The 26,561-nt window shown below is 60.5% G+C and carries 29 protein-coding genes, 2 pseudogenes and 1 riboswitch; of the genes and pseudogenes, 24 read left to right on the top strand and 7 right to left on the bottom strand.

Going from position 1 to position 26,561, the window contains the following annotated elements; genetic code table 11:
- The 9 genes and pseudogenes from BM357_RS20110 to BM357_RS13810 all read left to right on the top strand — a co-directional run.
- Window positions 1-309: pseudogene (locus tag BM357_RS20110) on the top strand (hypothetical protein); the annotation flags it as partial.
- A 124-nt stretch (window positions 310-433) separates the two neighbouring features.
- Window positions 434-1,348, top strand: a complete 915-nt coding sequence (locus BM357_RS13845; protein WP_074954602.1) for a Nif3-like dinuclear metal center hexameric protein — start codon at window positions 434-436, stop codon at window positions 1,346-1,348.
- Window positions 1,349-1,364: 16 nt separating this feature from the next.
- A complete protein-coding gene (locus tag BM357_RS13840) occupies window positions 1,365-1,901 on the top strand; it encodes a GNAT family N-acetyltransferase (RefSeq protein WP_074954599.1) in 537 nt (178 codons plus the stop codon).
- Window positions 1,902-2,131: 230 nt separating this feature from the next.
- Entirely contained in the window at window positions 2,132-2,290 is a 159-nt protein-coding gene (locus BM357_RS20325; protein WP_342741629.1) for a tautomerase family protein, read from the top strand.
- Between the two features lie 210 nt (window positions 2,291-2,500).
- A pseudogene (locus BM357_RS20320) lies at window positions 2,501-2,959 on the top strand (transglutaminase-like domain-containing protein); the annotation flags it as partial.
- 456 nt (window positions 2,960-3,415) lie between these two features.
- Window positions 3,416-3,862, top strand: a complete 447-nt coding sequence (locus BM357_RS20315) for a GNAT family N-acetyltransferase (RefSeq protein ID WP_245784002.1) — start codon at window positions 3,416-3,418, stop codon at window positions 3,860-3,862.
- A 44-nt stretch (window positions 3,863-3,906) separates the two neighbouring features.
- A complete protein-coding gene (locus BM357_RS13820; RefSeq protein ID WP_074954596.1) occupies window positions 3,907-4,758 on the top strand; it encodes a DUF2268 domain-containing putative Zn-dependent protease in 852 nt (283 codons plus the stop codon).
- Window positions 4,751-5,194: a GNAT family N-acetyltransferase gene (locus BM357_RS13815; protein ID WP_074954593.1), complete on the top strand. Its 444-nt coding sequence runs from the start codon at window positions 4,751-4,753 to the stop codon at window positions 5,192-5,194. The genes BM357_RS13820 and BM357_RS13815 overlap by 8 nt, the downstream gene beginning before the upstream one ends.
- Before the next feature lie 296 nt (window positions 5,195-5,490).
- Window positions 5,491-6,090 (top strand): kinase, encoded by a 600-nt coding sequence (locus BM357_RS13810; RefSeq protein WP_425426552.1) that lies wholly within the window; start codon window positions 5,491-5,493, stop codon window positions 6,088-6,090.
- Here BM357_RS13810 and BM357_RS13805 read toward each other — a convergent pair.
- Window positions 6,080-7,366: an MFS transporter gene (locus BM357_RS13805; RefSeq protein WP_074954591.1), complete on the bottom strand. Its 1,287-nt coding sequence runs from the start codon at window positions 7,364-7,366 to the stop codon at window positions 6,080-6,082. The genes BM357_RS13810 and BM357_RS13805 overlap by 11 nt on opposite strands.
- Window positions 7,363-7,938 (bottom strand): DUF2087 domain-containing protein, encoded by a 576-nt coding sequence (locus BM357_RS13800; protein WP_074954588.1) that lies wholly within the window; start codon window positions 7,936-7,938, stop codon window positions 7,363-7,365. The genes BM357_RS13805 and BM357_RS13800 overlap by 4 nt, the downstream gene beginning before the upstream one ends.
- Before the next feature lie 116 nt (window positions 7,939-8,054).
- Here BM357_RS13800 and BM357_RS13795 point away from each other — a divergent pair, with 116 nt between their 5' ends.
- Entirely contained in the window at window positions 8,055-8,846 is a 792-nt protein-coding gene (locus BM357_RS13795; protein WP_245783999.1) for a class I SAM-dependent methyltransferase, read from the top strand.
- 50 nt (window positions 8,847-8,896) lie between these two features.
- Window positions 8,897-9,077, top strand: a riboswitch (FMN riboswitch).
- A gap of 397 nt (window positions 9,078-9,474) precedes the next feature.
- Here the strand turns inward: BM357_RS13795 and BM357_RS13785 are convergent.
- Window positions 9,475-10,191, bottom strand: a complete 717-nt coding sequence (locus BM357_RS13785) for an MBL fold metallo-hydrolase (RefSeq protein ID WP_074954653.1) — start codon at window positions 10,189-10,191, stop codon at window positions 9,475-9,477.
- Between the two features lie 896 nt (window positions 10,192-11,087).
- On the opposite strand from BM357_RS13785, the gene BM357_RS20500 reads away from it, so the two are divergent.
- A complete protein-coding gene (locus tag BM357_RS20500; RefSeq protein WP_281245605.1) occupies window positions 11,088-11,216 on the top strand; it encodes a hypothetical protein in 129 nt (42 codons plus the stop codon).
- A gap of 69 nt (window positions 11,217-11,285) precedes the next feature.
- Here the strand turns inward: BM357_RS20500 and BM357_RS13775 are convergent, their stop codons facing one another.
- Window positions 11,286-12,038: an endonuclease III domain-containing protein gene (locus BM357_RS13775; protein WP_083430526.1), complete on the bottom strand. Its 753-nt coding sequence runs from the start codon at window positions 12,036-12,038 to the stop codon at window positions 11,286-11,288.
- A gap of 89 nt (window positions 12,039-12,127) precedes the next feature.
- Here BM357_RS13775 and BM357_RS13770 point away from each other — a divergent pair, with 89 nt between their 5' ends.
- The 11 genes from BM357_RS13770 (at window position 12,128) to BM357_RS13720 (ending at window position 22,323) form a co-directional block, all read left to right on the top strand.
- The gene (locus BM357_RS13770; protein ID WP_245783998.1) at window positions 12,128-13,045 is read left to right on the top strand and encodes an alpha/beta fold hydrolase; all 918 of its coding nucleotides are present in this window, start codon (window positions 12,128-12,130) and stop codon (window positions 13,043-13,045) included.
- Window positions 13,046-13,047: 2 nt separating this feature from the next.
- Window positions 13,048-14,640 carry a UDP-N-acetylmuramoyl-tripeptide--D-alanyl-D-alanine ligase gene (locus BM357_RS13765; protein WP_074954574.1) on the top strand — a complete coding sequence of 531 codons (1,593 nt, stop codon included), beginning with the start codon at window positions 13,048-13,050 and terminating at the stop codon, window positions 14,638-14,640.
- Window positions 14,641-14,682: 42 nt separating this feature from the next.
- Window positions 14,683-15,882: a D-alanine--D-alanine ligase family protein gene (locus BM357_RS13760; RefSeq protein WP_074954571.1), complete on the top strand. Its 1,200-nt coding sequence runs from the start codon at window positions 14,683-14,685 to the stop codon at window positions 15,880-15,882.
- A gap of 131 nt (window positions 15,883-16,013) precedes the next feature.
- Window positions 16,014-16,571 (top strand): cytochrome c-type biogenesis protein, encoded by a 558-nt coding sequence (locus BM357_RS13755; protein ID WP_074954568.1) that lies wholly within the window; start codon window positions 16,014-16,016, stop codon window positions 16,569-16,571.
- 32 nt (window positions 16,572-16,603) lie between these two features.
- The gene (locus tag BM357_RS13750; protein ID WP_175511540.1) at window positions 16,604-17,032 is read left to right on the top strand and encodes a cytochrome c maturation protein CcmE; all 429 of its coding nucleotides are present in this window, start codon (window positions 16,604-16,606) and stop codon (window positions 17,030-17,032) included.
- Between the two features lie 22 nt (window positions 17,033-17,054).
- Complete coding sequence (locus BM357_RS13745; protein ID WP_074954565.1) at window positions 17,055-19,250, top strand: heme lyase CcmF/NrfE family subunit; 2,196 nt, start codon at window positions 17,055-17,057, stop codon at window positions 19,248-19,250.
- Window positions 19,251-19,261: 11 nt separating this feature from the next.
- Entirely contained in the window at window positions 19,262-20,140 is an 879-nt protein-coding gene (locus tag BM357_RS13740; RefSeq protein WP_139234729.1) for a hypothetical protein, read from the top strand.
- A gap of 1 nt (window position 20,141) precedes the next feature.
- The gene (locus BM357_RS13735; protein WP_074954560.1) at window positions 20,142-20,768 is read left to right on the top strand and encodes an ABC transporter ATP-binding protein; all 627 of its coding nucleotides are present in this window, start codon (window positions 20,142-20,144) and stop codon (window positions 20,766-20,768) included.
- A complete protein-coding gene (locus BM357_RS13730; RefSeq protein WP_074954558.1) occupies window positions 20,765-21,439 on the top strand; it encodes a heme exporter protein CcmB in 675 nt (224 codons plus the stop codon). Before BM357_RS13735 ends, BM357_RS13730 begins: the two co-directional genes overlap by 4 nt.
- 1 nt (window position 21,440) lies before the next feature.
- A complete protein-coding gene (locus tag BM357_RS13725) occupies window positions 21,441-22,139 on the top strand; it encodes a cytochrome c biogenesis protein (RefSeq protein WP_074954554.1) in 699 nt (232 codons plus the stop codon).
- 4 nt (window positions 22,140-22,143) lie between these two features.
- On the top strand, window positions 22,144-22,323 hold the full coding sequence (locus tag BM357_RS13720) for a CcmD family protein (RefSeq protein WP_074954551.1): 180 nt from the start codon (window positions 22,144-22,146) through the stop codon (window positions 22,321-22,323).
- A 72-nt stretch (window positions 22,324-22,395) separates the two neighbouring features.
- Here BM357_RS13720 and BM357_RS13715 read toward each other — a convergent pair whose 3' ends face one another.
- Complete coding sequence (locus tag BM357_RS13715) at window positions 22,396-23,733, bottom strand: glycosyl hydrolase family 18 protein (protein ID WP_074954549.1); 1,338 nt, start codon at window positions 23,731-23,733, stop codon at window positions 22,396-22,398.
- 141 nt (window positions 23,734-23,874) lie between these two features.
- On the opposite strand from BM357_RS13715, the gene BM357_RS13710 reads away from it, so the two are divergent.
- Entirely contained in the window at window positions 23,875-24,861 is a 987-nt protein-coding gene (locus BM357_RS13710; RefSeq protein WP_175511539.1) for an MBL fold metallo-hydrolase, read from the top strand.
- A gap of 12 nt (window positions 24,862-24,873) precedes the next feature.
- Here the strand turns inward: BM357_RS13710 and BM357_RS13705 are convergent, their stop codons facing one another.
- A complete protein-coding gene (locus tag BM357_RS13705; protein ID WP_074954543.1) occupies window positions 24,874-25,545 on the bottom strand; it encodes a molybdenum cofactor biosynthesis protein MoaE in 672 nt (223 codons plus the stop codon).
- A gap of 82 nt (window positions 25,546-25,627) precedes the next feature.
- Between BM357_RS13705 and moaC the strand changes: the two genes are divergently transcribed.
- Entirely contained in the window at window positions 25,628-26,137 is a 510-nt protein-coding gene (moaC, locus tag BM357_RS13700; protein WP_281245604.1) for a cyclic pyranopterin monophosphate synthase MoaC, read from the top strand.
- A gap of 53 nt (window positions 26,138-26,190) precedes the next feature.
- Here moaC and BM357_RS13695 read toward each other — a convergent pair whose 3' ends face one another.
- Window positions 26,191-26,463, bottom strand: a complete 273-nt coding sequence (locus BM357_RS13695; protein ID WP_074954540.1) for a DUF2627 family protein — start codon at window positions 26,461-26,463, stop codon at window positions 26,191-26,193.
- Between the last annotated feature and the right edge of the window lie 98 nt (window positions 26,464-26,561).

The raw sequence follows: 26,561 nt of genomic DNA, 5'->3' as shown, positions 1-26,561 counted from the left end.
TTGCAAGCCCCGCAGAGATGCGGGGCTAGCGTGCGTGTGGTACAAACTTTCACCCACAATCCGCGTCGTCTCAAGGGTACTGTCAAACTTGAGCTAAAACAAATACTTGATGCGGAGCGAGTTTACTGTCTCGTTATGCTTGAAGGCATCCCGCATTTTCATGCGCATGTTATTCCACGAAGCAGTGCTAGTCCAACCCGCGGGATGAAGTTCTTGTCACAGCAATCCTCTTGCAATGAAGATGATGTGATAGAGATCGTCGGTAAACTTCGTGTCTTGCTGAACTCCCAGAAGAGAACGATCAATTGATTTGGGGCCTGTTTCCAGCGCTGCGACACCGCTGATTAGGTCGCTCTTGTTCTCGTCGAGTGCAACGTGAAGGAGGTACGCCGATTTAGGTGATGGGTTTGAGTCCGCGGGGAGGGTGAGAGGCATGGAAGCATTGAATAAAGTCGTGAAGGACCTCGATGAACTGTTTTCTGTCGAAAAACTCGGTAAAGATCCGGCTTTCAGCCGATGTATCCCGCAAACGTACGAGCCGATAGGGTTTGCATGGAATGAGTTTTTCGAGGAAAAGTTCTGTCGTTTATTCAACGGATTGATGATCAGAGGGGACGACCATGTCGCCTCCGTGTTTTTGGCGGTTTTCCCAACAGAACAGGTTCTGCATGAATTCATTGAAACCGGGCAACCCGGCGATCTCCTGTTCATGCATCATCCGCTTCACATGGAATGTGGAGACCCGAGGGGCAAATGGGGGAGAGGCTTTGTTCCTGTCGATCCGAACCTTCTCTGGGCCATGAAGGAGAAAGGGTTGTCCGTCTACACATGTCATTTGCCAATGGATTACAACAAGCGGATCGGAACCACCGAAGCGATGTGTGAGGTGCTTGGAGCGAAGAGAATTGGCGATTTTTATTCGGATGAGCACGGCTCGGTCGGTGCGATCTGCGAAATATCAGAGTTGAGTACCGATCAACTTTGCGAACGTCTGAAGGCGATTTTTGAAATCCCGTACGTCGACTTCGAAGGTCGTTACCATGATCAGGTCCAAACTGTGGCCATTGTGGCAGGTTGCGGAGACGTGGTTGACCGAATGAAGGAAGCGGAACGAAAGGGGGCCCAAGCCTACATCACGGGAGAAATTCACTGTCACATCGACAATGATTACGGTCGCAAGCGGTTCGATATGATGATGGAGTATGCAAAGACGACAACAATGTCCTTGATTGGTGTGTCGCATGCGGCCTCAGAGTATCTCGTCATGAAAACGCAGATGAAGCAGTGGTTTGAAGAAAGCTATGATCTACAGGTGCGTTTGATCCCGCAGCACAAGTGGTGGCTGTAGTAAGGAGATGAAGTTCGTGTTTTTTCGCACGATCACGGACGAAATTCAACTGGGCATACTAACGGTTCAGAATGCGCAGGAGCTCTTTTCGCTCATTGATGCCTCGAGAGGCTATCTCAGGCAGTGGTTACCGTGGGTGGATGGTACAAAATCACCGGATGACTCAAGGGAATTTATCGAACGGAGCTTGCACCAGTTCTCATCGAATAACGGCTTTCAAGCAGGGATTTGGTATAAGGCGCAAATTGTCGGGGTCATCGGCTTTCACGCCATGGACTGGAACAACCGCCGCACTTCGATTGGCTATTGGCTTGGCGAACAATTTCAAGGTCGTGGGATTATGACCACAGCGTGTCGGGCTATGGTCGACATCGCTTTCCGCGAATACAAACTCAATCGGGTGGAGATCCGGGCGGCGGTTGAAAACACGAAAAGCAGAGCGATTCCCGAACGATTGGGATTCCTGAAGGAAGGAGTTTGCCGACAAGCCGAGTGGTTGTATGATCACTTTGTCGATCATGTAATCTATAGTATGCTATCCGAAGATTGGTGAGTCCACTCATAGAGCACCAACGCCCAGGGTGACTTTCGGTTGCGGACTGTCACTGCCCCGGTACGACTCAGCGAGAGAGAACAAGGTTGCGTAGAGCACGTTGAGGCCCAGTGCAGAATTCTAGGAGCATCCGATCACGGATCGGACTTTCCAAAGTTGCATATTCATCGGCAGCACGGGCGGAAGAATCGACGGCGGAGAATCACCAATGCCTATAATTTACTGTAAAAATCGCTAAGGGTAGAACGGTTGAACAGAAGCAACAGTTTGTTGAAGCGATAACCAGAGAGGCCGTGAAAACGCTGAATGTAAAGGAGGAATGGGTGACCGTACTTTTTGACGAATACGATCGAGAAGTTGGGCGACGGGCGGTATCTTGCATTCCATAAAGTTTGGTCCAGGCTTTGGAAAAGCAAGGTGCAGAATAAGCCCCTCGTCCAGTGCATTGAAGGTGAATGTGCCTCAGGGTTGCCACAATACGATATGGCACTTCTTGAAAGTTCATACGGCACGAATGCGTAGGTGATGTTGCGACATGTTTAGTCGGTACAAGGGTTCGGCCGTGATTGGGCGTTCGTGTGTCCATTGGGGGTGTTGATATGGAGGAGCATTTGGAGAGGAGAGATGACTATATTTATTTTCTTCGACTGTTTGCGGGGTATGAATATACACCTTCTCCGCACGCAGTGCCATTTGAATATCAGTCGGCGGAAGCGCCTGAACTTCGGCGGCTGCGCCAAGAACTGCACGTTGATGAGATTTCCGGGGATGGTTCTCAGTGGGACCGTCTGCTGCGGTTAAACCATTGGGTTCACACCACGTTACGGTATGATGGGAGTTCAATGAATCCCGAGCCGCGTGAAACGCTCCACATATTGACAGTGTGCCGGACGGAAGAGCGGGGTGTGAACTGCCGCATGTTAGCGACGGTTCTCAATGAACTGTGCTTGTCCCTGGGGTGGAAGTCACGCTTTGTAAGCTGTATGCCAGTGGGCGAGGATTTTATGGATAATCATGTCGTTACAACGGTGTACATTGAGGAATGGAAGAAGTGGGTATTTGTCGACCCCACATGGGATGCGTACGTCGAGGACTCACACGGTCAGGTACTGAGCCTCGAAGAGTTAAGGGCAGCCTATATTACGGGTCAGCTATTGCGGGTCTCCGACGGGATTAACTTGAATGGTGAACCGGGTAGTGGCGAGGCGTATCTAGCGTATATGGCGAAGAACGTTTTTCGATTCGCCGTAAATTTACGAAGTGAATATGGTGCGGAATCAAAGCCGGAGATCACGCAGTATTGGTTGCATCCTCTTGCGTATCGACCGACCAACGAGGTAAGGGTCAAGAAGGTAGGTAAGCATCTCCTTCGGCGGGTCTATGTCAGCGATCCGGTGTTCTTTTGGGACAATGGACTCGTTCCTGTTGTCACGGCGAAGGCCGTCACAGGTGTCCGCTGGGATGTAGCCGGCATTGCATTCTGTGCGTTCAGTCGTTTTCGGGGGTGCACAGCCGTGTCTTTGGAAATTCGTCCAGCCCGTATCGAATACGCTGAGGCTCTGAGTCGCTTAATGGGACAGTTGACTGGCCACGAGGTGTCTCCGCAGACGATGGAGGAACGTATCGCATTCGCTTTGAACAGTTCGGTCGATTCCTTGTACGTTTGCCATAATGCCCACGAGGTGTTGGGTGTACTGGGGTTTCGGATCCGTGAAAATTTGGAGGAGTCGAGTCGATACGGCGAGATTTCCGTTATCGTCGTCGACAAGAAGGCAAGACGCAGAGGGATCGGCCGCTTTTTGATGGACTTTGCGGAGCGTCTCGCTATGGAAGAGGGATGTATTGGAACCTGGTTGGTTAGCGGATTTGGTCGGAAAGAGGAGGCGCATCGCTTCTATCAAGATTTGGGTTACCAGATCACCGGATATCGGTTTGTGAAGAAGTTCGGTGGTAACGATTGAGTGAGGATTTACAATATGCATCTTGTCTGTAAGAGGGGATGCTCATGCCACGATGGCACTGGATCTATCGGGATTTTGTGGAGAGTGTTGATAACCTGTCAGGTGCGAGCTGGCCTCAATCCGTTACCCGCTACTTGGAACAGAATTGGGCTCTCCTGAAATCGATCCACTTCGGGCCCAGGGGCTTTGAATCGTATCGGGAAGTCATGACGCATTTCCAGATACTTACTCGGGAAAGATACTCCAGTTTGCTTGATAAGTTACCTGATCCCCCCACATTTGAGCTGACAGTAACCTCTATCGTGGAACGTCTTCTCAGACACTTGAATCTGCAGGAACAAGATCAAGATGTGTACGTGATCGTAGGACTCGACTGCACCAATATTTATTCGACGGAATACGAAGGGCGCCCGGTGACCGTTCTGTGTTTGGAGGCGACGAATGGAGACTTTCGGGAAATCGAATTGCTGTTTGCACACGAGGTTCATCACTGGAAACGACAGAGCCTGATCCCTCATAACATCTTTGAGTTTAGCGTCTACGAGCGTTGCGCCACAGAGGGCCTTGCAATCTGCTTCTCGGAGGAGATCCAGCCGGGCCGGGCCGTTCATGAGTATTGTTTTGTTCCACCTGAATCGGTTGTCTGGGTGCAATCGCATATACACGAACTCACAGAGGCGATTCGGGAGCTCCGACCGTTCGAGACCCAAGCCACATCTGCTTTGTTCTCTCGTCGTCCCGAGTGGGTTCCCATACCAGGAATGCCCCCAAGAACCGGCTATGTGTATGGCTATTTGCGGACAAGGGCATTTTTAAGCCGCACCAGGACCAATGCCACAGAGATGGCTCATGTCGACTGTGATGCCATTTTCGGAGGAGCGATGATAGATGGTTGAATATTTGAACTTCGAAAACTACCCCGACGAACCGTACGGCAAGAGCATGTGTCGTCTTCACAATCAGATTTTCACTGGACAGGATTCAAGCATGATTGCCGTGGAACTCCAGATGAAGTCACGTTGTTTCATCTCACTCGCCGTTGTGACGGATAAGGTGGTGGGTTACAAGATTGGTTACGAAGACCGAACGGGACGCTTTTACAGTTGGCTTGGTGGTGTCGATCCCGAATTTCGTCGACAGGGAATTGCGTCTGAATTGATGCGACGGCAACACGAGTGGTGCCGTGGTCACGGCTATCGGGTCATTCGCACGCATACGAAGAATAAGTGGCGAGATATGTTAATTCTAAATATACGGCACGGGTTCGACGTGATCGGTACGTACACCGACGAGAAGGGACAACCGAAAATCATTCTGGAGAAACGGCTGTAGCCGCAAGGGTTCGGTTTGATTGATAGATTTGAAATTGAACAAGAATAAGCTTGGGGGCTGGTTGGAACCGGAATTTAGATGGCGTGACCGGCACCCCAAACTCCTTATGCTTCGGGATATGTCGTGCGTTCGTAGGCCTTATCAATTTGTGATGCAAACGTGTGAGATTTGCAAAAGGCGTGGGAGCACAACGAAGCGGCCAGGAGCTACCGTCCAGAGGAAAAAAGTGTTCTGTTTAATAAACACCTCTTGGAGTCAAAAGGAATTCGATTCGCTTGAACGGAGATCGTGCAATCATGCGTGACATCGTGTCTGAAATACTTGTGGAAATTCACAAGCGCCACGTGGGTGAGCGCTTCATTCTGGGCATCGATGGATTGAGTCGCTCCGGCAAGACCACACTTGCGGAAGCCTTGAGAGACGAACTCCTGAGAGCCGGCCAGAACGTCTGCGTGTTTCACATGGACAATCACATCGTGGATCGCAATAAGAGATATCACACGGGACATGAACCGTGGTACGAGTATTACGCGTTACAATGGGATGTGGAGTACCTGCGGGAAAATCTGTTCATGAAACTGAGACGGTCACGTGAGATCATCCTCAATTTCTACAACGATGACCTCAACAAACAGTTCGTGAAGACAGTGCTGATCCCGGATCGGTGCGTCGTTATCGTGGAAGGTGTGTTTCTTCAGCGTCCGGCGTGGCGGGAATTTCTAGACTATTGCGTGTACCTGGATTGCCCTCGGGAAGTCCGGTTCGCTCGTGAAAGAGCCAGTGTCCAAGCCGCCATTGAGAAATTCAAAAATCGGTACTGGAAGGCGGAAGATCACTACTTGGAGTCGGTTCGCCCTTTGGCGGCTGCGAATATGGTCGTATCCACTAGACAGTGATGTTAGCATCGACCCCAGCGTCACCATCCGTCGCCGGGTTGCCGGCTTTAGGCGGCAGCTTCGTGCGAAGCAAGGGAATCCCCGTGACCACCGACGCCATCACGATGAGCAGGCCGGCACCCAAACCAATGGTTCTGACGGGAACATGGTTTAACAAGATGCCGGTCGCCATCATGGAGGCGGCAATGGTGACGCTGGAAGTGGTGTCAAACATGGCAAACACTCTGCCATGGACTTCCTGTGTGACCGTCTGCATGATGAGCGTGATCACCGAAGCATTACCGACGCCGGCCCCAACTGTCGCAAGCACCAGACAGATGGATGCAAGCCAGAGGCTGGGGGATTGGCTGACCACGACATGACACAGACCTTCAATCAGAAATCCCGCCACGGCGGCTTGTCGAGTCCACGCGGTAAACCGGGGTGTCAACAGGCCGCCCATGAGAAATCCGAGGCCAAGTGCCCCGTACATCACGCCGACGCCGGTGTTTCCGGTGTGAAACACCTGATATCCGTATACGCTGAGCAAGACGTTGATGGCTCCGCCGCCGATGGGCCACACGAGCGACTGAAGAGCGATGATTTGAACGAGTCGAGAGCGCCAGAACACGGACCAAAACGAAATACGCCGGGTCGCTTGTGTGGATAAAGGGCCGGTACCGGCGCGTGAACGCTGGTGGAGATGGTCGTTTGGGATCCGGATCGACCAACACAGAAGCCCTGATACGAGAAAGGAAGCTGCGTTCATGATGAATGCCGCGGGTGTGCCAAAGGCGGCGGTGACGACGCCCCCGAGCGCGGCCCCTGCTGCGATGACCAACCCGCTTGTCGATTGCTCCAGTCCGTTGGCCTGGGACACATGGTTTGCTTGGACGAGCTGTGGGATGACCGCAGTCCGAGCAGGGGAGAAAAGGGCCGAAAAGACAACCAGTCCGAGTGTCCCCGCATAAGCAATCCACACTTCGCTTGCCTGGTGAATAAAGAGGAATGATAATGCCAGGATGGCCCGGGCAAAATCTGAGACGAGCAGGATGGTCTTTCGGTTGAATCGATCCGCCAGAATGCCGCCAACAGGGCCCATGACGAGATAGGGCAGCGTACGCATGGCCAAGGTCAGTCCCACAGCCAAGCCGGAGCCGGTGAGGTGCAGGAGCAAACTGAGGAGTGCCACACTGTTGAACCAGTCACCCAGTCCGCTGATCAGACTGGCGAACAGCAGGCGCCGATATGAAGTTTCCGCCCGCAACAAGAGGATGATGTCTCTCACGGCGTTCATTTCTCCGACTCCGCTTCGTTGTGGATGCGCCAGTACACCCCATTGTCTCGTTCCATGAATTTATTCCCGATGAGTTCACGACGGAGCGTGGCAAAATCCGGATGGTGGCGTTTCAGCATCTCATTGACCTGTGATTCCGGATAACGTACATCCCATTCGAATTTGTCGGCCAACCATTTCAAGATGACGAGGCGCTTTTTTCGGCTTGCTGGGATCTCCTTGAGTTGATCGCCAATCAGGAAATCGCGGAGCACCTTTTGCTCCCATGCGTTCCCCTCTGCCCTGGCCATGGAAGCCAAGCGTTCCGGTTGGAGGAGTCGGCTGAACTGACGGAGGGAATCCGATTGAAATCGATAGAAGTGCACGTTGCCTTCCGCCCGCATGGTGACGAGCCCGAGCTCTCGAAGCCGGCTGAGATGGTGTGAGACCGTTGGCGGCTTAAGACCGAGGTAGGCGGAGAGCTCGTCGACACTGGCTTCGTGATCGGCCAAAATGCCGAGGATGCGAAGCCGGCTCTCGTCTGCCAAGACCTTGAGAAATTGAATCAGGGCTTGGCTGTCTTCATGGGTCATGTTTAGCGTCCCTCCGTGCGCAGGACATTTGATGAACATCAATATACACGGATAACGAAATTCGATCAATATCGAAGTAGTGATGTGCTGTCCGGTGCGGTCCGCGAGGGTCATTCATGAAAGGGGCAATGGGTATGCCGATTGATTTTCATGATGAAAAGAATCGTCTTTCGTATGCGACCCGCTGTGCCGACGATGGTTGGAAGCGTGCGATGCTTGAATTCGTCGATCCGCGCGGACTGCGGGTAGCTGATATCGGGTGTGGCGGAGGAATTTATTCGAGGGCATGGGCGGATCTCGGCGCTGAGCAAGTGATCGGGGTAGATTCTTCGATGGTCATGGTAGATGCGGCGCGGGAGCGGTCCGCCAGCATGTCCAACGTGTCATACATCGTTGGAGACGCGGCGAATACCGGTCTCAACGACACTTCGGTGGACTTGGTGTTTGAACGCGCGTTGATTCATCACGTGAAAGACCTTGTTCCGGTTATGACCGAGACAAATCGAATTCTGGTGCCGTCGGGTCGCGTTATCATTCAGGACAGGACACCGGCTGACATTGAATTACCGGGATCGGAGGAGCATATCCGAGGATACTTCTTCGAACGATTTCCGAAACTCCTCGCCACCGAACAAATGCGGCGTTGGCCGGGGGAGGAAGTGCGGAGGGCTATGGAAACCGTTGGGGTCCATAATGTCACCGAACACAGAATTTGGGAAACGAGACGAGTGTACCGGGACATGAGCGAATTGGCGGAGGACTTACGGAGCCGGACAGGGCGGTCCATCTTGCACGAGCTTTCGGATGAGGAGCTCCACGACTTGATTCGGCACATCGAAAGGAAAGTGTCTCACGTGAGGGAGATTGTCGAACGGGATCGCTGGACGGTATGGATTGGGGAGCGATGAGGGAACGGATTGTACATTGCCTGTGCATTTGATACGGTGAGAGTAATTCTGTAGACCTTCAGGGCAGGGTGAGGTCAGCCAGGCTGACCAATTCCCGATCGGTGGTGATGCAGGGAGTCTGACGAGCCCACGAGCCTACAGGTTATCGAGACACCGATTGTGGCGATAACCGAGGCAGGAACGGGTGAGAATCCCGTGCCGACGGTATAGTCCGGATGAAAGAAGGTTGCAAGCGGAGCAAGCGTCACGAGCCGGATTTCTTGAGGCCGCGACGTTCTGTTCACGTGCCCGATGTACTGGGAACGGTTTTGTTACGGTCATCCAGCGATTGATTTGGCGATCACGATGCCCGGACTCGGCAGCAAGGACGGAACCATGGAGGGCAACATAGCCAATTTGTATCGGGAATGTTGGGAGAAGAACGTCGGCAGTGTGCCGCCAGAGCTGTCTGATCTGGAACGATGGATAAGGGTGGCCAAACTGTGGTCGGCGGTTGAATTTCTGGCCAACGCAAGGCGGAATCCGGAATCGTATTCTGAACAGACGATGGCCCACCTTGTAAGGGAACTGCCGGGATACGTCGATGGTGTCTCGATGGTGTAGCATGCCCTGGTTCTAAAGCGGTCGTTCACGTGGTGGGGTTGTCCGTCGCCGACACCAGGCTGTTCAGGAAGTCGTGAATTTGGGTACGTAGCACGGGACCGTGACCGGTCGCCAGAAACTCAATCTCTTTGTACGACGATAATAGCTGGAGTCCTTGGACGAAGACATCGAATCGGTATTTGTGGCGATCTTCCTGATTTTGAGACCAGGCCGTTACAAATTCACGGGTTTTGACGCGCAGGTGCGCACCGAATGTAAGGAGTCCCTCTTGAGGGAGTTTCTCGCCGAAGAAGCAGATATGATCTCCACAGAACAGGCAGTGGGTGGCGGGGTCATATAATGCGATGGAACCTTCGGTGTGGTGCCCCAATAAAGTGAAGGAGAGTCCACGGATTTCGCCTGTACAGGAATCCATCTTTTGGAATTCTTCCTGCTGTTTGGGGGACAAGCGTACCGCATCGTGGACGTGAATCCATTTCTCCGCAAGGGTGAACAAGTGGCTCGCACCCGTGTGATCTTTATGTCCATGGGTGGCAATCAGCACACGAATATGTTCCCGATCAACACCGATTTGCGACAGCGCAGCCATGAGTTCGTGGCTCTGTTCTTCCTTGCCACAGTCAATCAAGATGAACGCCCCGGATCGTTTGATGAGATAGCAGTTGTTGTACGAGTTCCAAGAGGAATCCCAGAGCGCGATACCAAAGACGTCGCCCGTGATCTTCATCACTTGGTATGCCATGTCCCGCACCTCGAAACCCAAAATACGCTTTCCTGAATTGTACGAACTTCTCCCTCGATGATCCACCGTTCTCTGGAACAAAGTGTGTATCGGCCTGGCCGAGAAGGCAGTACGGACTGCCGAACAAAGCCGGTTGGAAACGGTCTTGCACTTGAGTCAAAATCATATGAAAATCATATGAAACGAAACCTGTAAGAGGATGGATCGAGAGCTGGCGGCACCCAGGTGTGGTCATGGCGACATTCCTGGCTCCCGTCGCCCGCGCATAGCCTCTGAAGCTGAGGAATCGAAGGGAGAGCACTCAGGGTGAACGTCGTATACGGCGAAATATTGACCACCATCTTGATTCTCACGGCGGTTGTATGGGATTGGGCACAAGGCAACTTTCGTGGCATCGTCTTGCAATGCTTGGGTGCCTTGTGTGCGGGGACGGTGTTGAATGCCATCGTAAACTTGCAGAGCCACCCAGATTCAGCTTCGAAAGCGCTCCTTCTGTATTTGATTCTGACGACTTTCTGTTATCACTGGGCGTATCAGCGAAGAAGAAAACCCCGGCATGAGACAGAAGAGCGTGGGAAGTGATCTTCTTCGAACCGAGCCGATTCGCAACCCTTGCTTCAGACCTCGTTGAGGAACGGTGGACACCCCCCTTTGGGCGAAAATGGGCGACCTTCATGGGACATTCACCGCCCCAACCGGCGGGCGGTCGCACGTACAGTACAACATGCCGCATGGGAAGGGGGGAATGAAGATGTACGGTGTGTTCGGGGGCTACACCCGTTGGGCGGTCGTGTTCCTGATCATCTTCGTGCTGTTCTTCCTGTTGATCCCCGCCTGGCCGGCAGCCGTCAGTTGACCGATGGAACGGGCAGTGTACGCACGGGAGGTGAGCGGTGATGTACGACGGCTGGTTCTGGGGATACACGCGCTGGGCGATTGTGTTCCTCATCATCTTCGTGCTGTTCATTCTGTTGATCCCGTACAATTACAATGTGACGACATGCACGACGACGCAGGTCTGTTGAAGATCACCTGCGCGGCGCGGGGGATGCACCGCCCGCGCCGTCTTCGTACAGGCGAGGGGACAAGCCGTTTCACACGGCTGGCTGTGCATCGGCCGCCTGGGATGATGCATACCGGCACACGGGCAACAGCGGACAGGAGGCGCACGCCGGCCTCCGTGCGCTGCAGAAATGGTGTCCGATGGCGTCGATGAGCGCGTGATAGTTGTTGTAAAGGGCGACGTCGGCCGGCAGGTGGCGCATGAACCAGGCGCGCAGGGGCTCATAGCCGATGCGCTCGTCCACCAGTCCGAGGCGGGAAAAGATGCGCTTGGTGTACGCGTCGATCACGAAGGAACGCTTCCCCGCCGCGTACAGGAGGATGTCGTCCGCTGTCTCCGGGCCGATCCCGTAGATGGACAGCAGCTCCTCCCGCAAGGCATCGGTGTCCTGTTCAAACATCCGCTCCAGGCTGCCGCCGTGGCGTTCGTGGACGTGGGCGGCGAACGCCTTCAATTTTTGCGCCTTGGCCCGGTAATAGCGGGTGGGGACCACGCATTCGGCCACCACCTCCACCGGGGCCGCATGCAGGGCTTCCAAGCCAAGGAGACCACGCTCGCGCAGACGGCCGATGGCTTTGACCACGTTGGACCAGGCGACGCTCTGCACGAGGATGGCGCCGATGACGACTTCTTCCGCCGTCTCCGCGGGCCACCATCCGCGGTCCCCAAACGCTGCGTACATGCGGCGATAGAGGTCCATCAGAACGGCCTGGACCTGTTCCCCTTCACGGACCCCTTTCGCGTTCGCCTCCTCGTTCACCCCATGCGGATGTGGTGGATGCATCATCGGCCTCCTTGATTGCGGATTCCGGACTTCTCCAGATGGGTCCATTCTACCGTTTCACACCGGAAAGGGGGAAGCGGCACGCAGGGGTGGACGGCGTAAGCCGGCGTCTGGAAGACTTCGCCACACCGCCGCTGGCCGTCCAGCCCGGAGACGGACCCGGCCGGCCTGTGGTACACTATCGGCAGTTCGTGCGTATAGATGCCTGGGCGATGGCACAGAAGGGGTGGCAATGGTTGCGAGCGCACATCGACATTGACGGCGTCACAATCGCGTACGACATCGATGGACAGGGGCCTCCGATGCTGTTCCTGCACGGTTGGGGCGGCAGCGCGAAGAGTTTCTTGCCTGTCTATCAGACGTTCTTCCAGTGGTTCCGCGTGATCGCCATCGATTTTCCGGGCTTTGGCGAGAGCACGCAGCCGCCCGCCGTCTGGGGCGTGGGGGAGTACGCGGAGTGTGTGTACAAGTTCCTGAAGGCGCTGGGCATCGAGAAGACGCACGTGATCGCTCACTCGTTCGGCGGCAAGGTGACCATTTGGCTGGCGGCGCACCATCCGGAGGTGGTTGACAAGATCACCCTGGTCAACGCCGCCGGCGTGAAACCGAAGCGGTCGCTTCAGTACTATGTAAAAGTGTACACGTTCAAGACATGCAAGAAACTGTACCAATGGGGGTTGTTGGGACCGCGCAGTGACGAGCGGTTGCAAAAGCTCTACGCGCGGTTCGGGTCGCGCGATTATCAGGAGGCGGGCGCCATGCGGAACATCATGGTGCGGGTGGTCAATCAACACCTGGACAGCCTCCTTCCGCGAATTCAGAGCCCGACGCTCCTGATCTGGGGGGAAAACGACACCGCCACGCCGGTGCGCGACGGGAAAATCATGGAGCGATGGATCCCGGACGCGGGGCTGGTGGTCCTGAAGGACGCGGGACACTTCAGCTATTTGGACCAACTGGGGTCATTCAACAAGATTGTCAAACACTTTTATCTAGGGAGTTCTTGATCATGTTTCAAGCGGTCATCTGGGTGGCGGCCGTCTGCGGCTGGTGCTGGCTCCTGGCCAGGACGGCGCCGCTGGTTTATTACGCGCAACGGGAGAGTTATCAGGTGCAGGGGTACATACGGCATCACCTGCGCCGCACGGGGCAGATGCCGGACTTGCTCCTGTGGGGGCTGGCGGTGGTGGACGCCATCGCCGCGGCGACGGGCTGGCTGGCCGTGTTGTGGGGCACCGCCGCCTTGACGATTGCCGCCGGCGTCTGGTCGGCGATGAATTGGCGGCGCGAGCGGGAGAACATGAAGCTCCCGCTGGTGTGGACGGCACGCGCGAAACGGCTTGCCGCCGCGTACCTGGTGCTCGGCGCGGCCGAGGCGGTTGCCGCCGCGGGATGGGTTCCCGTTCTGGTGGGCGCCCCCGCCGCTCTCGCGGTGGTCAACGCCGCCATGGTGCTGGTGTTGACGAAACCGTTGGAAGCCGCGGTGCAGGCGCGATACAAGCGGCGGGCCAACCAGCGGATTCGCCAACTCAAGCAGCTCAATCAGCTGCGGGTGGTGGGTGTCACGGGCAGCTACGGGAAGACGAGCACCAAGTTCATCCTCGCCGCCATCCTCGGGGCCAAGTACGACGTTCTGGCGACGCCGGGCAGCTACAATACGCCCATGGGGATCTGCAAGGTGGTCAACGGCGACCTGGAGGCGCATCACCAGGTGTTCATCGCCGAGATGGGCGCGCGCCACAAGGGAGACATCCGCGAACTGGTGCGTTTGGTGGAGCCGGATTTCTCCATCATCACCGCTGTCGGGCCAGCGCATTTGGAGACGTTCGGATCGATAGACGCCATCGCCCGGACGAAATTCGATCTCGCACGGGGCACCTCCCCTGCCGGGGTGTGCGTCGTCAATGGCGACAACCCGCACTGCCTGCGGGAGGCGCGCACCTTGGACCGGCCGGTGCTGTTTTACGGATTGCGCGAAGCGGATCACCTGGCCGCCTACGCCCGCGACATCACCGTCGGGGCACAGGGCACCCAGTTCGTCCTGGTGCTGCCGGGTGACGGCGAGGTGTCTTGCCGCACCCGCCTGCTCGGCCAGCACAATGTCCTCAACATCGTCGGCGCGGCTCTGCTGGCGCGGCGGATGGGACTCGACCTGGAGGAGATCGCCCGCGGAATCGAGCGGATTGAGCCGGTGGAACATCGTTTGCAACTGATTGACCCCGGCAACGGAGTGCTCGTCATCGACGATGCGTTCAATTCGAACCCGGACGGCGCCGCTGCGGCGCTCGAGGTCCTGGCCCAGTTCGAAGGCCGGCGCAAGTGGGTGGTGACCCCGGGGATGGTGGAACTGGGGGCGGAAAGCGAAGCGGTGCATCGGGAGTTCGGGCGGCGTATGGCCGCGGTGTGCGACCACGTGGTGCTGGTCGGGCGCCTGAATCAAGCCGCCATGTTGGCGGGCCTGCGTGAGGCCGGGTTCCCGGAGGAACGCATCCTGTTGGCGGCGTCGCTTGCGGAGGCGCAGGCAAAGCACCTCACACGCTTGGCGCCCGGCGACGTGGTGCTGTTTGAAAATGACCTGCCGGACCACTTGGAGCGCGGTTGATCGCGGGGAACTGGCGGGATTGACGGACAGGAGGGCATCCAGATGGAGACAATCGCGGTGATCTTCGGCGGCCGCTCGGTGGAGCACGAGGTCTCGGTGGTGACGGGCCTGCAGGTGATGGAGAACCTGGACCCGCAGCGGTTCACGCCGTTGCCCGTGTACATCACCAAGGACGGGGTGTGGTACTCCCATCCGGAGTTCACCAAGGTGGAGTCGTTCCGTAAGGATCGCTTGGATTCCACCCTGCGTGCGGCGTACCGGGTGCACTGGGAACCGGTGCCGGGCAACGTGTTGCGGCTGGAGTCCCAAGAGCCTGCGGAGCGCAGGGGATGGTTCGCGAAGGCGAAGACGCCTGAAGTGCAGGAGGTGCGCGTGGATGCGGTCATCCCGGCGCTGCACGGGACGTACGGGGAGGACGGCGCGCTGCAGGGCTTTCTTGAATTGACCGGCGTTCCGTACACCAGCGCGGGCGTGGTGGGCTCCGCGGTGGGCATGGACAAGATTGTGATGAAATCGGTGTTCCGGGGATGCGGCATTCCGGTGGTCCCGTACGAGTGGTTTACGCGTGAGGCGTGGGAGCGCGATCCGGACGCCGTGGTGGCGCGACTCGAGGCCAATCTCTCCTATCCGATGTTTGTCAAGCCGTGCAACCTGGGGTCGTCGGTGGGGATCTCGCGCGCGGAAAACGAAGCCGAGCTCCGGCAGGCCATCGAGATCGCCCAACACTACGACACCCGTATCCTCGTCGAGCAGGGCGTGGAGCGCCCGATTGAGGTGAACGTGTCGGTCATTGGCGACGAGACGGCGTCGCGCGCCTCCTTGTGCGAACGTCCGCTGTCGTGGGAGAAATTTCTCACGTACGACGACAAGTACATCCGCGGCAACTTCAACAAGGGGACCGGCGCCTCCCGCGAGATCCCGGCCCGGCTGCCGGACGAGGTGACGGAGCGGGTGCAGGCGCTCGCGCAGCAGGCGTTTCACGCGGTGCAGGCACGGGGCGTGGTTCGCGTCGACTTTCTCCTGACGGAGGACCACCAGATCTTCGTCAACGAGATCAACACCATCCCGGGATCTCTCGCCTTTTATCTGTGGGAGCCGGCGGGGATGCCGTACAAGCAGCTCCTGACGGAACTCATCGACATCGCGAAACGGGAGGCGGACCGCAAGCGCCGGAACATCACCAGCTTTGATTCCGACCTCCTGGAGAAGTTCCAGCGCGGCTCGAAGCTGGGCAAGGTTTGATGTGGCGTCTGTCGGGAATCTGTCACACCGCCGGGGGCCTGGTTCGGTGGAGTGCATGAGGGCGTGTGTTGTATACTGGTCCCAGGAGTAAATGTTTGAATTTTACCGATGCCGTTCCGGGAGGGTCCGCCTTGAACCACCGAGGGCGTCTCGCTGCGGCGCTGGGCGTTCTGTGCGCGGGCTGGCTTGCGGCACTGGCCGCCGGCGCATGGATGCGGGCGAGGGCGCCGCAGAGCCTCCAGCAGCAGGTGCTCGCCGTCGCGTCGCAACTGCGCGTACCGGGGGAACAGGACACCATCACCGCCGCGGCCTCGACCGACGCGGTGGCACAGCACATGCGCTACGAGATCCAGCAGGGGCTCTTGGCCGGGCGTTCGCCGCGCGAGATCGTGGCGCAGATGGAGGCGGAGTACGGACCGGACGTATACGCGGCGCCGCGCTTCAGCGGCTGGGGGGCCCTCGCGTGGACGGCACCCGTCGCGGGATTGGCCGTATTGCTCGGGGCGATGGGCTGGACCGTCGCGCGCCGCACCGCGCCGACACGGGACAGGCCCGGTGAGGGGAGCGATTCGGCGCGGGACGCCCGCCCGGGCCCGGACACGGTGCCCGTCGTCCATGAGGCCGCGCCGCCGGATGCGGCGGATGCGGCGGCATCCCGCGTGGCGCGGCGGCTGCGAGGATTTCTGTAATCTTGGACTTTTCGCGAGGGGAAGTCGGGGACGTGAGCGTATCCACCCGCGTGAAGTTGATTGCGGTGTTGGTCGTCGTCGCCGCGGTGATCGGCTTGTTGATTCAGACGGCGGTCACAAAGGCGGCGACCTATTATCTGACCGTCGGCGAGCTGTACGGTCAAGGCGCCCAGGCCATCGGAAAGGAGGCCACCGTCAGCGGCAACATCGTCGGGTCCACCGTCCAGTGGGACCCAAGCAAGCGGTTGCTTCAGTTCGAGATGCGCGACGACGCGCAGTCGAAACCGCTGCCGGTGGTGTTCCACGGCGACCGCCCGGACGATTTCAGCAACGATTGGCCGGTGGTGGTGACCGGAAAGCTGAACGCAAGCGGGCAGTTCGAGGCCAGCAAGCTGCTCATCAAGTGCCCTTCCAAGTATCAGGCCAAGGAGCAGACGTACACAGCCGCACCGTCCGCGTGACGGGTGGCGGGGAGGTTGCGCCGTGTTGACAGGGCTCATCGGACAAGCCGCCATCCGTTTGCTGCTGGTTTCCGTCCTGGCCGCGTTGGCCATCCATACCTTGGCCGCGTGCACGGGCAGCCGGCGTTGGCGGACGGCCAGCCGCCTGGCGCAGGGATGGGTATTTCTCTGTGCCGCCACCGCGTCGGCGGCGCTGATCCGCCTGCTGGTAACGGGCGACTACACCTATCCGTATGTGGCGTCCTACACCGGCCCGGGATTGCCGCTGGTGTACCGCATCGCCGCGTTTTGGGGAGGCAACGCGGGTTCACTCCTGTTCTGGTCGCTGGTGCTCACCCTGTACGGGGCGGTGGTGGTCGGGGCGCGGCACGAGGACAGCGAGCGCATGCTGCCGATTGTGTCCTTCGTGCTGTCCTGCATCACGTTGTTTTACGCGCTGCTGCTCAATCTGAAGGCGAATCCGTTTGTCCGTCTGGATCACCCGATGCCTCCGAGCGGGCTGAATCCGCTGCTGCAGAATCCGGGGATGACGGTCCATCCGGTGAATCTCTATCTGGGGTACATCGGCTTCGCCATCCCGTTCGCATACGCGGTCGCCGGGCTGTGGCTCGGCCGCACGGATGCCGTGTGGTTGAAGGTCACGCGCCGGTGGACCTTGGTGTCGTGGTTGTTTCTCAGCATCGGGATCGTCTACGGCGCGCACTGGTCGTACGAAGAACTCGGCTGGGGCGGCTATTGGGCGTGGGACCCGGTGGAAAACGCGTCGCTGTTGCCCTGGCTGACGGCGACGGCTTTTCTGCACTCGGCCATCGTCCAGGAGAAACGCGGGCTGCTCAAGGCCTGGAACGTGGTGCTCGTGTCGTTGACCTTCCTGCTGACGCTGTTCGGTACGTTCCTCACGCGCAGCGGCGTCCTGTGGAGCATCCACGCCTTCGCCAACGCTCCCCTCGGCGTCTGGTTCCTGTCGTTCCTCGGCGTGGCGGCTGCGGTCGCGGCGGCCCTCATCGTCTGGCGCTGGCCCGCGCTGCGGGCGAACGGCCGGATGGAAGCGGTCGTCTCAAAGGAATCCGCCTTCCTGCTCAACAACGTGCTGTTCCTCGGCAGCGCGTTCGCCGTGTTGTGGGGGACCCTGTTCCCCGTGGTGTCGGAAGCATTGGGCGGGCGCCGGATGATGGTGGATGCGCCGTTTTACAACACGGTCAACATGCCCCTGGCGGTGTGCGTGCTGTTCCTCATGGGCGTCGGTCCGCTGGTGGCCTGGCGCCGGGCCAGCGTGCAGGGCGTCGTCCGCGCCGTCGCGGTGCCTCTCGCGGTGGCGGCCTTGGGCGGAACGGCGACCGCCGCCGCGCTGGAAGCGGTGTATCACCGCTGGAGCCTGCTCGGCACGTTGGCGGTGGCGGCAGCGCTGTTCAACCTGTGGACGGTCGCGTTTGAGTTCGTCCAGGGCGTCCGCGCCCGCATGCAGATGACCGGGGACGGTGCGTGGACTTGCCTGGTGCGTCTGGTGTCGAACCAGCGCCGCCGGTACGGCGGATACCTGGTGCACGCCTCGGTGGCGGTGATGGCCGTCGGCATCGCGGCGTCCGGCACCTGCCACCTGGATGCGCAGGTGCAGTTGCGACCGGGTGAGTCGGCCGACATCGGGGCCTTCCACCTGACCTTCACCGGTATGGGGGTGACCCCGGGCACGGTGTCGCGCGACATGTACGCCAATTTGGTGGTCAGCTCCGGCGGGCGCACCCTGGGCGTTCTGCGGCCGTCCGCGACGTTCTACAGCGACGGGCAACAGCCGACCACCAACGTCGCGCTGTACTCGCGCCCGATGCAGGACCTGTACGCCGTATTGCTCGGGACCTCGCCCAGCCAAGGGGATATCGCCATCTTCGACCTGCACGTCAACCCGTTGGTGCAGTGGATCTGGTTCGGCGGATACGGGTTGATCCTCGGGACGCTGGTGAGCCTGTGGCCGGAGCGGGCCCGGCGCCAGGCCTGGTCTGTCACCGGGGTCCCCTCCGCTCTGGAAGGGTTGTATCAGCAGATGGCCGAACTGGAGTATGATTGGAAGATGGGAAAATTGGACGGGGACGACTACCACCGACAGAAGCGGGCACTCTGGACGGCCGCCCGGCGGGAGGAAGCGGTGGAAGCGCAATTGCGCGCGCGGCTTGAGCGGGAATTGCAAGAGGCGGTGCGTGGCGCGCGCGTGGGCGAAGGGTGAGGCGAGTGCCGATGGGTCCATGGCGTGGTTGGGGTGCTGCCCTGGTGGGCGCGTTCAGTGTGCTGATGCTGTCAACGGAAGCCGCCGCAGCCGAATCGTTGCGGGTGGCCCAGATGCAACTCTTCTTGATCCCGGCACCGGTGGAACACACCGTCCGGGTGATGGAGGCGCTCGACCTGCGGACGGACGGGCGCTCGGTGAACGCGCGCTTCACGCTGCCGGAACAGTCGTCGGACGTGTCCGTCCAGGCGCCCGCCGGGCTCCGTGCCCAGGTGGAGGGCTCGGCCGTCGGCGTGACGGGGACTGCGCCATCCAATGGGTCATTTCAGGTGACGGTGACGTACCGGCTGCCGATGCCCGGCATGGCCGAATCGATCCGCTGGCACGCCGACTATGCGGTCGATCAGGCCTTGGTCTACGTCCCGGAGGGGGAGGTGTCCCTCTCCGCCGAGGACGTGTTGACAGGGACGCGCACCGTCGACATCTCCGGTACGACCTTTCGCGTCTTCACGCGTCTGGGGGTGCCGGAGGACGCGGACTGGCCTCTGCAGGTGCAGGTGATGCCGGCGCCGACGACCGGATTGGATACAGGGGGCCTGCCGGTCATCGGATTGGATCACAGCCAACGGGCCAACGCCATGGAGGCGGTGGGCAATCTCGCCGTGGCCGCCTTCGTCATGGCGGTGGGCCTCGTCAGCATTCGAAGAAGCACGCGCGGCGGCCCGTCCTCCCGACCCCAGGACGAGGAGGCGGCGTGGGCGGCCTGGATTCAACTGGAGCGCGCCTACGAGAACGGGGACGTGGACGCGGCGTCCTATGAAAGGCGGCGGGCGGCGCTGAAGCGGCGGATTTTGGCGCTGCGCGCGCAGGCTCCGGGCGGGAGGGAATAGCGTGCTGGCCTTGGAAGGGGTGTCCAAAGCGTTCGACCTGCGCCCCGTGCTCGAGGAGATCGATTTTACGCTAGCGCCCGGTTGCCGGTATCTGCTGTCCGCGCCCAACGGCAGCGGGAAGACCACTCTGTTGCGCATCATGGCGGGGCTGTCCCGCCCCACCCGCGGGCGCGTCCTGTGGAACGGTGCGCCGCTCGATCCCCGCGGGCGCCGGCACATCGGGGTGGTCTTGCAGCAGCCGATGGTGTACGGCGATCTGACCGGCGAGGAGAATCTACGTCTCTTTGCGGGTCTGTACGGAGTCCGGGACGCTCGCCAGGCGGCGCGGCGGTGGCTGGAACGCGCCGGCCTGGAAGACGCCGGGAGGACGCTCGTCCGTCACTACTCCAAGGGCATGCGCCAGCGCCTGGCGGTGGCGCGGGCGCTGATCCACGAACCGGCGGTGCTTTTGTTGGACGAGCCGCTGGACGGGTTGGACCTGGAAGGCCGCCGATCCGTCGCAGGTTGGTTGGATGAGACCGTGAGCCGGGGGACGGCTGTGTTCGCGGTGATGCATGACACCGCGTCCGAGTGGCGGCCGGATGTCCGCCTAACCTTGAGGTGGGGCCGGCTGGTGGTGGTCGCGTGACCGGTTGGCGGGCGTTTTTGCACCTGTTGTGGCGGGATGTGCGCATCGAGGCGCGCCGGCCTCAGTTTTTCGCCGCGAGTGCCAGCTTCGGGGTGCTGCTGGTGTTTGTCACCGGCATCGCGCTCGACGCCGCCGAGCACCTCCCGGCGGAGTGGGTCTCCGGCGTGTTGTGGCTCGACATCTTCTACGCCGCCACCGTCGGGGTCCACCGGCATGATTTCAAAGATCAGGAGTGGGGCGGCGGCGAGGGGGTCCTGCTGGCCCCGGTGGATCGCAGCATGATCTTTTACGCCCGTTGGGTGAGCGTCAGCCTGTTCATCGCTGCGAGCGGGTTGGTGATGGCGGCGGCCTGGTTTCTGCTGCTCAACCCGCCCCCACCGGCGCAGCCCGGTCTGTTCGCGTTCGCCCTGGGGGCGGGTGCCCTGGGACTGGGCGGGGTAGCCACCTTCGTCGCAGCCCTGACGGCCCATACGCGCCTGCGCGACGTGCTGACGCCGCTGTTGTTGTTTCCGTTGGCGATCCCGCTGTTCATCGGCGTGGTGCGGCTCACCGCCTACGCCCTGGAACCCACCCTCGGGCACCCGCGGGTGTGGGTCGCAGACGTGTTGGGGTACATCGCGGCGATGTTGGTGGTACCGTGGCTGGTCTATGAATGGGTGATGGAGGGCTGACATGAACCGATGGTCTTGGTGGCTCGCGGGGGTGGCGGGCGCGCTCGGATTTGCATTCCTGTACCTCGCGCTCATCTGGTCGCCCCCTGAACAACAGATGGGGGACCTGGTGCGGATCATGTATTTTCACGTCGCCAGCGCGTGGACGGCGTTGTGTGCGTTTTTTGTCACGTTCGTGGCCGCGCTGGGGCTGTTGTTGCGTGGAGGGGAACGGTGGGATGTGGTGTCGGCCTGCTCGGCCGAGATTGGGTTGGTGTACACCACCATCACCCTGGTCACCGGGTCGTTGTGGGCACGCCCCATTTGGAACACCTGGTGGACGTGGGATCCGCGCCTGACGACGACGCTCATCCTCTGGTTCCTGTATGCCGGGTACCTGCTGCTGCGCGCCACCCTGACCGGGTTCGAGCGGCGGGCGAAGATTTCGGCTGCGTACGCCATCATCGCCTTCATTGATGTGCCCATCATCCACATGTCGGTGACCTGGTGGCGGTCCATCCACCCTTCCGTCGTGGATGACAGCGGGTTCCACATGCCCCCCTCCATGGCGGGTACGCTCATGTTCGGATTCCTGAGCTTTTTCTTGCTGTATCTGTTGCTCCTGTGGCTGCGGGCGCGCGGCGCATGGCAGAAGTTGGAGATCCTCCGGCTGGGGCAAGCCGTGCGGGGCCTGCGGTTGCGGGAAGAAAGGGGACGGTGAGCGGATGCAACACCTCGGTTTTCTGTGGGCGGTGTCGGCCGTGGTATGGGGCGGCACGCTGATCTACGTGTTCACCCTGCTTCGCAGGCAGAACCAGTTGCAGGCCGAGTTGGAACGGCTGAAAGGGGCGGTGGCGGATTGGGAAGGCGTCCGTTCCGGCGGGGATGCCTCCGGTTCACGGTGACGGTGATGGCGGTGGATGTCCCGTGAGGAGATGGCGTCGCATGGGATCCACCCAATCCTCCTCGTTGCCCCGCTAAGAGAGCGCCTGCCGGAGGGCTTCGGCCAAGCCGGACCCCGTCTGTTGGTCCGACAGGGCGAGCGACCAGATGGCGACGCCAGCCAAGCCCCGGTCACTGACCAGCGCCAGTTTTCGCTGCATCGTCTCGTCCGTCTCATACCACACTTCGACGTATCCGTCGTCGGCCGGGTAGCGGGCATACGCCACGCCGAGCGCATCGTCCCAGGTGGACTTGGCGTGTTGCCGTTGCAGGGCGGGCTGGATGTTGGGCGTCGCCACCGGGGTGCTCGTGACCGTCCCGTCGCGGTGGCGGTGCCAGAATTCGGTGTAAAACGGCAGCCCGAGGAGGATCTTTCCTGCCGGCACGCCGGTGCCGAGGAGGTCGTCGACCGCCTGTGTGACCCACGGCACGTCCGCAACCGGGCCCGGATCCGGATCTCCACCCCAGTGTTCGTCGTAGGCCATCAGAACGACGTAGTCGCACGACGCGGCGAGCCCTGCGTGGAAGAACGCGGCGTCGTCGCGCAGGAACGCGATGTCCGGGGTGACGTCGACGGACAGGACGGCGTGCATTGGGGTGAGCGCGGCGTGCAGCTCCTGGATGAACTGCGTGAATCGATCCCGGTCGTCCGTGCGCACATTCTCAAAATCGACGTTGACGCCATCCAGGCCATCCTGGCGGACGGCGGCGGCCACCTGTTGGACTACGCGCCGGCGGACGCTGTCGTCCGCCAGGACGGCGTGTGTCAGGGCGGCGTCAAATTGGTTGTCAAACATCGCCCACACGGATGTGTGGTGGTCGTGGGCATATTGAACGACCGTGTTCTGCGCGCGGTTGCGCAGGTCGCCTTTGGCGGATGTGAGGGTCAACCATCCTGGGCTGATGACGTTGACATCGGGATTGTCCTTCATCATCTGAATCGTTCGGCTGGCGGTGTTGTACGGGATCCATCCGAGGACGATGTGGTCCGTCCCCGACTCCCACGCGTCGATGGGCGCGAGCAGGCTGGCCTGATTGGGGGACGGGCTCCTCGACTGGGCCGGCTGCGGCAGTTGGGCGCCGAGCATCTGCACCGGGTCGGCCAGCGGCAGGTGCAGGACGCGTGCCGCCGCCTGCCACAGCGTCGGCGCATCGGGCGTGTCGGAGCGAAGATAGGCCGTCGTCCCCACCAGTTCCCGAACCTCCACGCCCGCCAGGTGAGATGCCTCCAACTCGGCGGCGGTGGCCCATGACCCTCCGCCGTACAGCAGCATCGTGCTGCAGACACAGGCGGCGGCCAACAGCACGACGGCGGCGATGGTGCACAGCCAGCGGATGGCCTCGGTACGGATGGCGCGATTCGGTGTATGCACAGGGATCCTCCTTCCACGCGGTCCTCGCCGTCCGGATTACAATCACTCTATGAGGACGAGCCCGCGTTTAGAAGAAAGGCTGGTGAATTGCGCCAGCGGGATCCATCCCGTATCATGAGGAAAAGAAGGGTGGTGATCCAGATGGCGGTTCAGACGTTGCGCGTTCACAGGCTGGAACTGCCGACGCCGTTTCCGGTCGGCACCGTGAATGCCTATTTGGTGGAAGATGGAGATCGGCGCGTGTTGGTCGACTGTGGTCCGCGTTGGGGGCCCGCCCGAGATGCGCTCGAGCAAGCCTTGGAGGAGGCCGGTGTGCGCGCTGACGCGTTGTCCGCCGTGGTGTTGACGCATGGCCATGTGGATCACGTGGGGCAGTCCGGCGCGTTCGCCCGGCTCGGCGTGCCGGTGTATGCGCATCGGGGGGTGGAGGCGTGGCTGCAGCCGGGGGGTGCCTCCGACGACTACCGATCCGCGTTCTTTCGGCGGCTGCATCGCATGATGGGGACGCCGGAACCGGAACTGGAGCGCTGTTTGAAGGAGCTTTTTTTGATGTCAAAATGGAACGACCGGTCGGTCGTCTCTCATCCGCTTCGGGAGGGGGATGTCTTTCCTCTGATGCCCGATTTCGAGGTGCTGGAGGTGCCGGGACACGCCCAAGCCGCCATCGCGCTGTGGAACCGCAAGGCGGGGATCTTCATCGGCGGCGACCAACTGCTTCCGCACGTCTCTTCCAATGCGTTTATCGAACCGGAACCCGGACATGAGCGCGGGGACCTGGCGCCGCGCACCCGGAGCCTGTTGCAATACCGGGAAAGCCTTCAGCAGCTGCGCAGGCTCGACCTCGGTACCGTGTATCCCGGACACGGCGATCCGTTCGACCATCCCGGCGCGCTCGTCGACCGGAGGCTGCGGGAACAGGAGCGGCGCCGCGATCAGTTTTTCGACCTGGTGCAAGCCCATCCGGGCGCGACGGCGTATACCCTTGCGAACACGTATTTCCCCCGCCACAGGGATCAACTGCAGCTGATCCTGTCCGAGACCCTCGGATTTCTGGACTGGTTGGAAGCGGAGGGGCGGGTGGTGAGCGAAACGAACGCGGACGGGGTGGTGCAGTGGCGTGCGGTGTAGCGGCGCCGCCCGTCACGGGCGGTTCGCCTGCCACACCGCTTCGCCATCGGCGTAGATCTCCTTCTTCCAAATCGGGACTTCCTTTTTCAGCCGTTCAATCAGCTCCCGGGCGGCTTCGAACGCGGTGCCTCGATGGGGAGCGGCGGCGGCGCAGATCACGGCGATGTCGGCGGGGTGAAGTCGTCCGACGCGGTGCCATTGCAAGGGAATGACGCCGGGCCAGCGGCGGCAGACGTCCTCGGCGATGGCCCGCATCTGGCGAAGGGCCATGTCCCGGTACGCTTCGTACTCGAGGTAGACCGTCTGCCTCCCCTTGGTCCACTCCCGTACGGTGCCGACGAACAGGACGGTCCCGCCGCAGCGGGTGTCCACGAGGTACTGGTACGCCTGGCCGACGTCGAGGGGCTGGTCGGTGAGGACGATGGATCCTGGTCCGTCGTCGCTCCCGCCCCCGACGGGCGGGATGAGGGCGATCTCGTCGCCATCCGACACGACCTGGTCATCGTCTGCGTACTGTTGGTTGACGGCGATGAGCGCGTGTTCGAGGTCGGACGCCAACTGGGGAAGGCGCTGTTGAAGCGCCCGGCGAATTTCCCCCGCAGTGGCCGGCGGGCCGAGCTCGATGGTGACGGCTGGCCCGGCGATTTCCGCAAGGCCGGCGAAGAGGTGAACGGTGAAGGTCACGGGACCCCCTCCTCTGATTGGGTGTGATACCATGGGTGTGACGCGCTGCATGACAGCGACAACCCGTGGGAGGTCGGTGAGCTTGACAGATTCCCATGAAACGTTGACACATTTCGACGAGGCCGGCCGCCCGCGCATGGTCGACGTCTCGGACAAGCCCGAGACCGCGCGTGAAGCGGTGGCCGAGGCCCGTATCCGGATGCAGGCCTCGACGCGCGAGAAGATTGAGCAGGGCCGGATGGTCAAAGGGGATGTGCTCGCCGTCGCCGAGTTGGCTGGCGTCATGGCGGCGAAACGGACGCCCGATCTCATCCCCTTGTGCCATCCCATCCCCATTTCGGGTGTGCGGGTCAAGACCGCTTGGGAGGACGCCGCGGGGGCGGGTGCGGTGCTCCGCATCGAGGCGGCGGTTCGGACCACGTACCGGACCGGCGTCGAGATGGAGGCGCTCACGGCTTGCAGCGTCGCCGCGCTGACGGTCTACGACATGTGCAAAGCCGTGGACCGCGGCATGGTCATTGAACAGATTGCGTTGGTGTACAAGGCGGGCGGCAAGAGCGGCGTGTTCCAGCGCACGGACGCCCAGGCCTGACGGTCCCCCGGCCGGACGGGGCGTCCGCCGGAGGGTGGCCGCCTTCCCGCCGGTCACCCCTGTTCGGGCCGCTTGCGCCGCTGGACGGGCCGGCCGCGCCACCCCTCGCGCGTAAGTTTGTTCCGCTTCTTGTCGCGGTAATAGACGAATCCCCCGAGAAAGGCCGTGCCGGCGAAGGCGGCGGCCAATCCCGCCAACATCCAGACCAGGTCGGCCGCGTGCCCGAACGCCAGCCAACGCTCCATCGCCTCGCGGAACAGATTGAGCCCCCAACCCGCAAACAGGAAGACGGCAATCAACACCGCCCACGCCATCAGGTGCCGCATGGCGCACGTTCCCCTTTGTTCCCGTCGTCCCTTCCATCATAGCACACAATGGCACGCACCCGGTCCCGCTTGCCCCGTGATACAATCGCACCGGAGGG

This window comes from Paenalicyclobacillus macrosporangiidus, from assembly GCF_900116805.1.
In the GTDB taxonomy this organism is placed as follows: Bacteria; Bacillota; Bacilli; order Alicyclobacillales; family Alicyclobacillaceae; genus Alicyclobacillus_H; species Alicyclobacillus_H macrosporangiidus.
Note: the sequence above shows the minus strand (reverse complement) of the source record. Positions and strands in the feature narration are given on the sequence as shown.

Excerpts from the sequence above, each read along its gene's own strand:
- BM357_RS20500 (WP_281245605.1), top strand. The coding sequence starts at position 11,088 with ATGTACGACGGCTGGTTCTGGGGATACACGCGCTGGGCGATTGTGTTC.
- BM357_RS13760 (WP_074954571.1), top strand. The coding sequence starts at position 14,683 with ATGGAGACAATCGCGGTGATCTTCGGCGGCCGCTCGGTGGAGCACGAG.
- BM357_RS13845 (WP_074954602.1), top strand. The coding sequence starts at position 434 with ATGGAAGCATTGAATAAAGTCGTGAAGGACCTCGATGAACTGTTTTCT.
- BM357_RS13740 (WP_139234729.1), top strand. The coding sequence starts at position 19,262 with ATGGGTCCATGGCGTGGTTGGGGTGCTGCCCTGGTGGGCGCGTTCAGT.
- BM357_RS13695 (WP_074954540.1), bottom strand. The coding sequence starts at position 26,463 with ATGCGGCACCTGATGGCGTGGGCGGTGTTGATTGCCGTCTTCCTGTTT.
- BM357_RS13800 (WP_074954588.1), bottom strand. The coding sequence starts at position 7,938 with ATGACCCATGAAGACAGCCAAGCCCTGATTCAATTTCTCAAGGTCTTG.
- BM357_RS13710 (WP_175511539.1), top strand. The coding sequence starts at position 23,875 with ATGGCGGTTCAGACGTTGCGCGTTCACAGGCTGGAACTGCCGACGCCG.
- BM357_RS13765 (WP_074954574.1), top strand. The coding sequence starts at position 13,048 with ATGTTTCAAGCGGTCATCTGGGTGGCGGCCGTCTGCGGCTGGTGCTGG.
- BM357_RS13820 (WP_074954596.1), top strand. The coding sequence starts at position 3,907 with ATGCCACGATGGCACTGGATCTATCGGGATTTTGTGGAGAGTGTTGAT.
- BM357_RS13815 (WP_074954593.1), top strand. The coding sequence starts at position 4,751 with ATGGTTGAATATTTGAACTTCGAAAACTACCCCGACGAACCGTACGGC.
- BM357_RS13810 (WP_425426552.1), top strand. The coding sequence starts at position 5,491 with ATGCGTGACATCGTGTCTGAAATACTTGTGGAAATTCACAAGCGCCAC.
- BM357_RS13785 (WP_074954653.1), bottom strand. The coding sequence starts at position 10,191 with ATGGCATACCAAGTGATGAAGATCACGGGCGACGTCTTTGGTATCGCG.
- BM357_RS13795 (WP_245783999.1), top strand. The coding sequence starts at position 8,055 with ATGAAAGGGGCAATGGGTATGCCGATTGATTTTCATGATGAAAAGAAT.
- BM357_RS13805 (WP_074954591.1), bottom strand. The coding sequence starts at position 7,366 with ATGAACGCCGTGAGAGACATCATCCTCTTGTTGCGGGCGGAAACTTCA.
- BM357_RS13720 (WP_074954551.1), top strand. The coding sequence starts at position 22,144 with ATGCAACACCTCGGTTTTCTGTGGGCGGTGTCGGCCGTGGTATGGGGC.
- BM357_RS13725 (WP_074954554.1), top strand. The coding sequence starts at position 21,441 with ATGAACCGATGGTCTTGGTGGCTCGCGGGGGTGGCGGGCGCGCTCGGA.
- BM357_RS13775 (WP_083430526.1), bottom strand. The coding sequence starts at position 12,038 with ATGCATCCACCACATCCGCATGGGGTGAACGAGGAGGCGAACGCGAAA.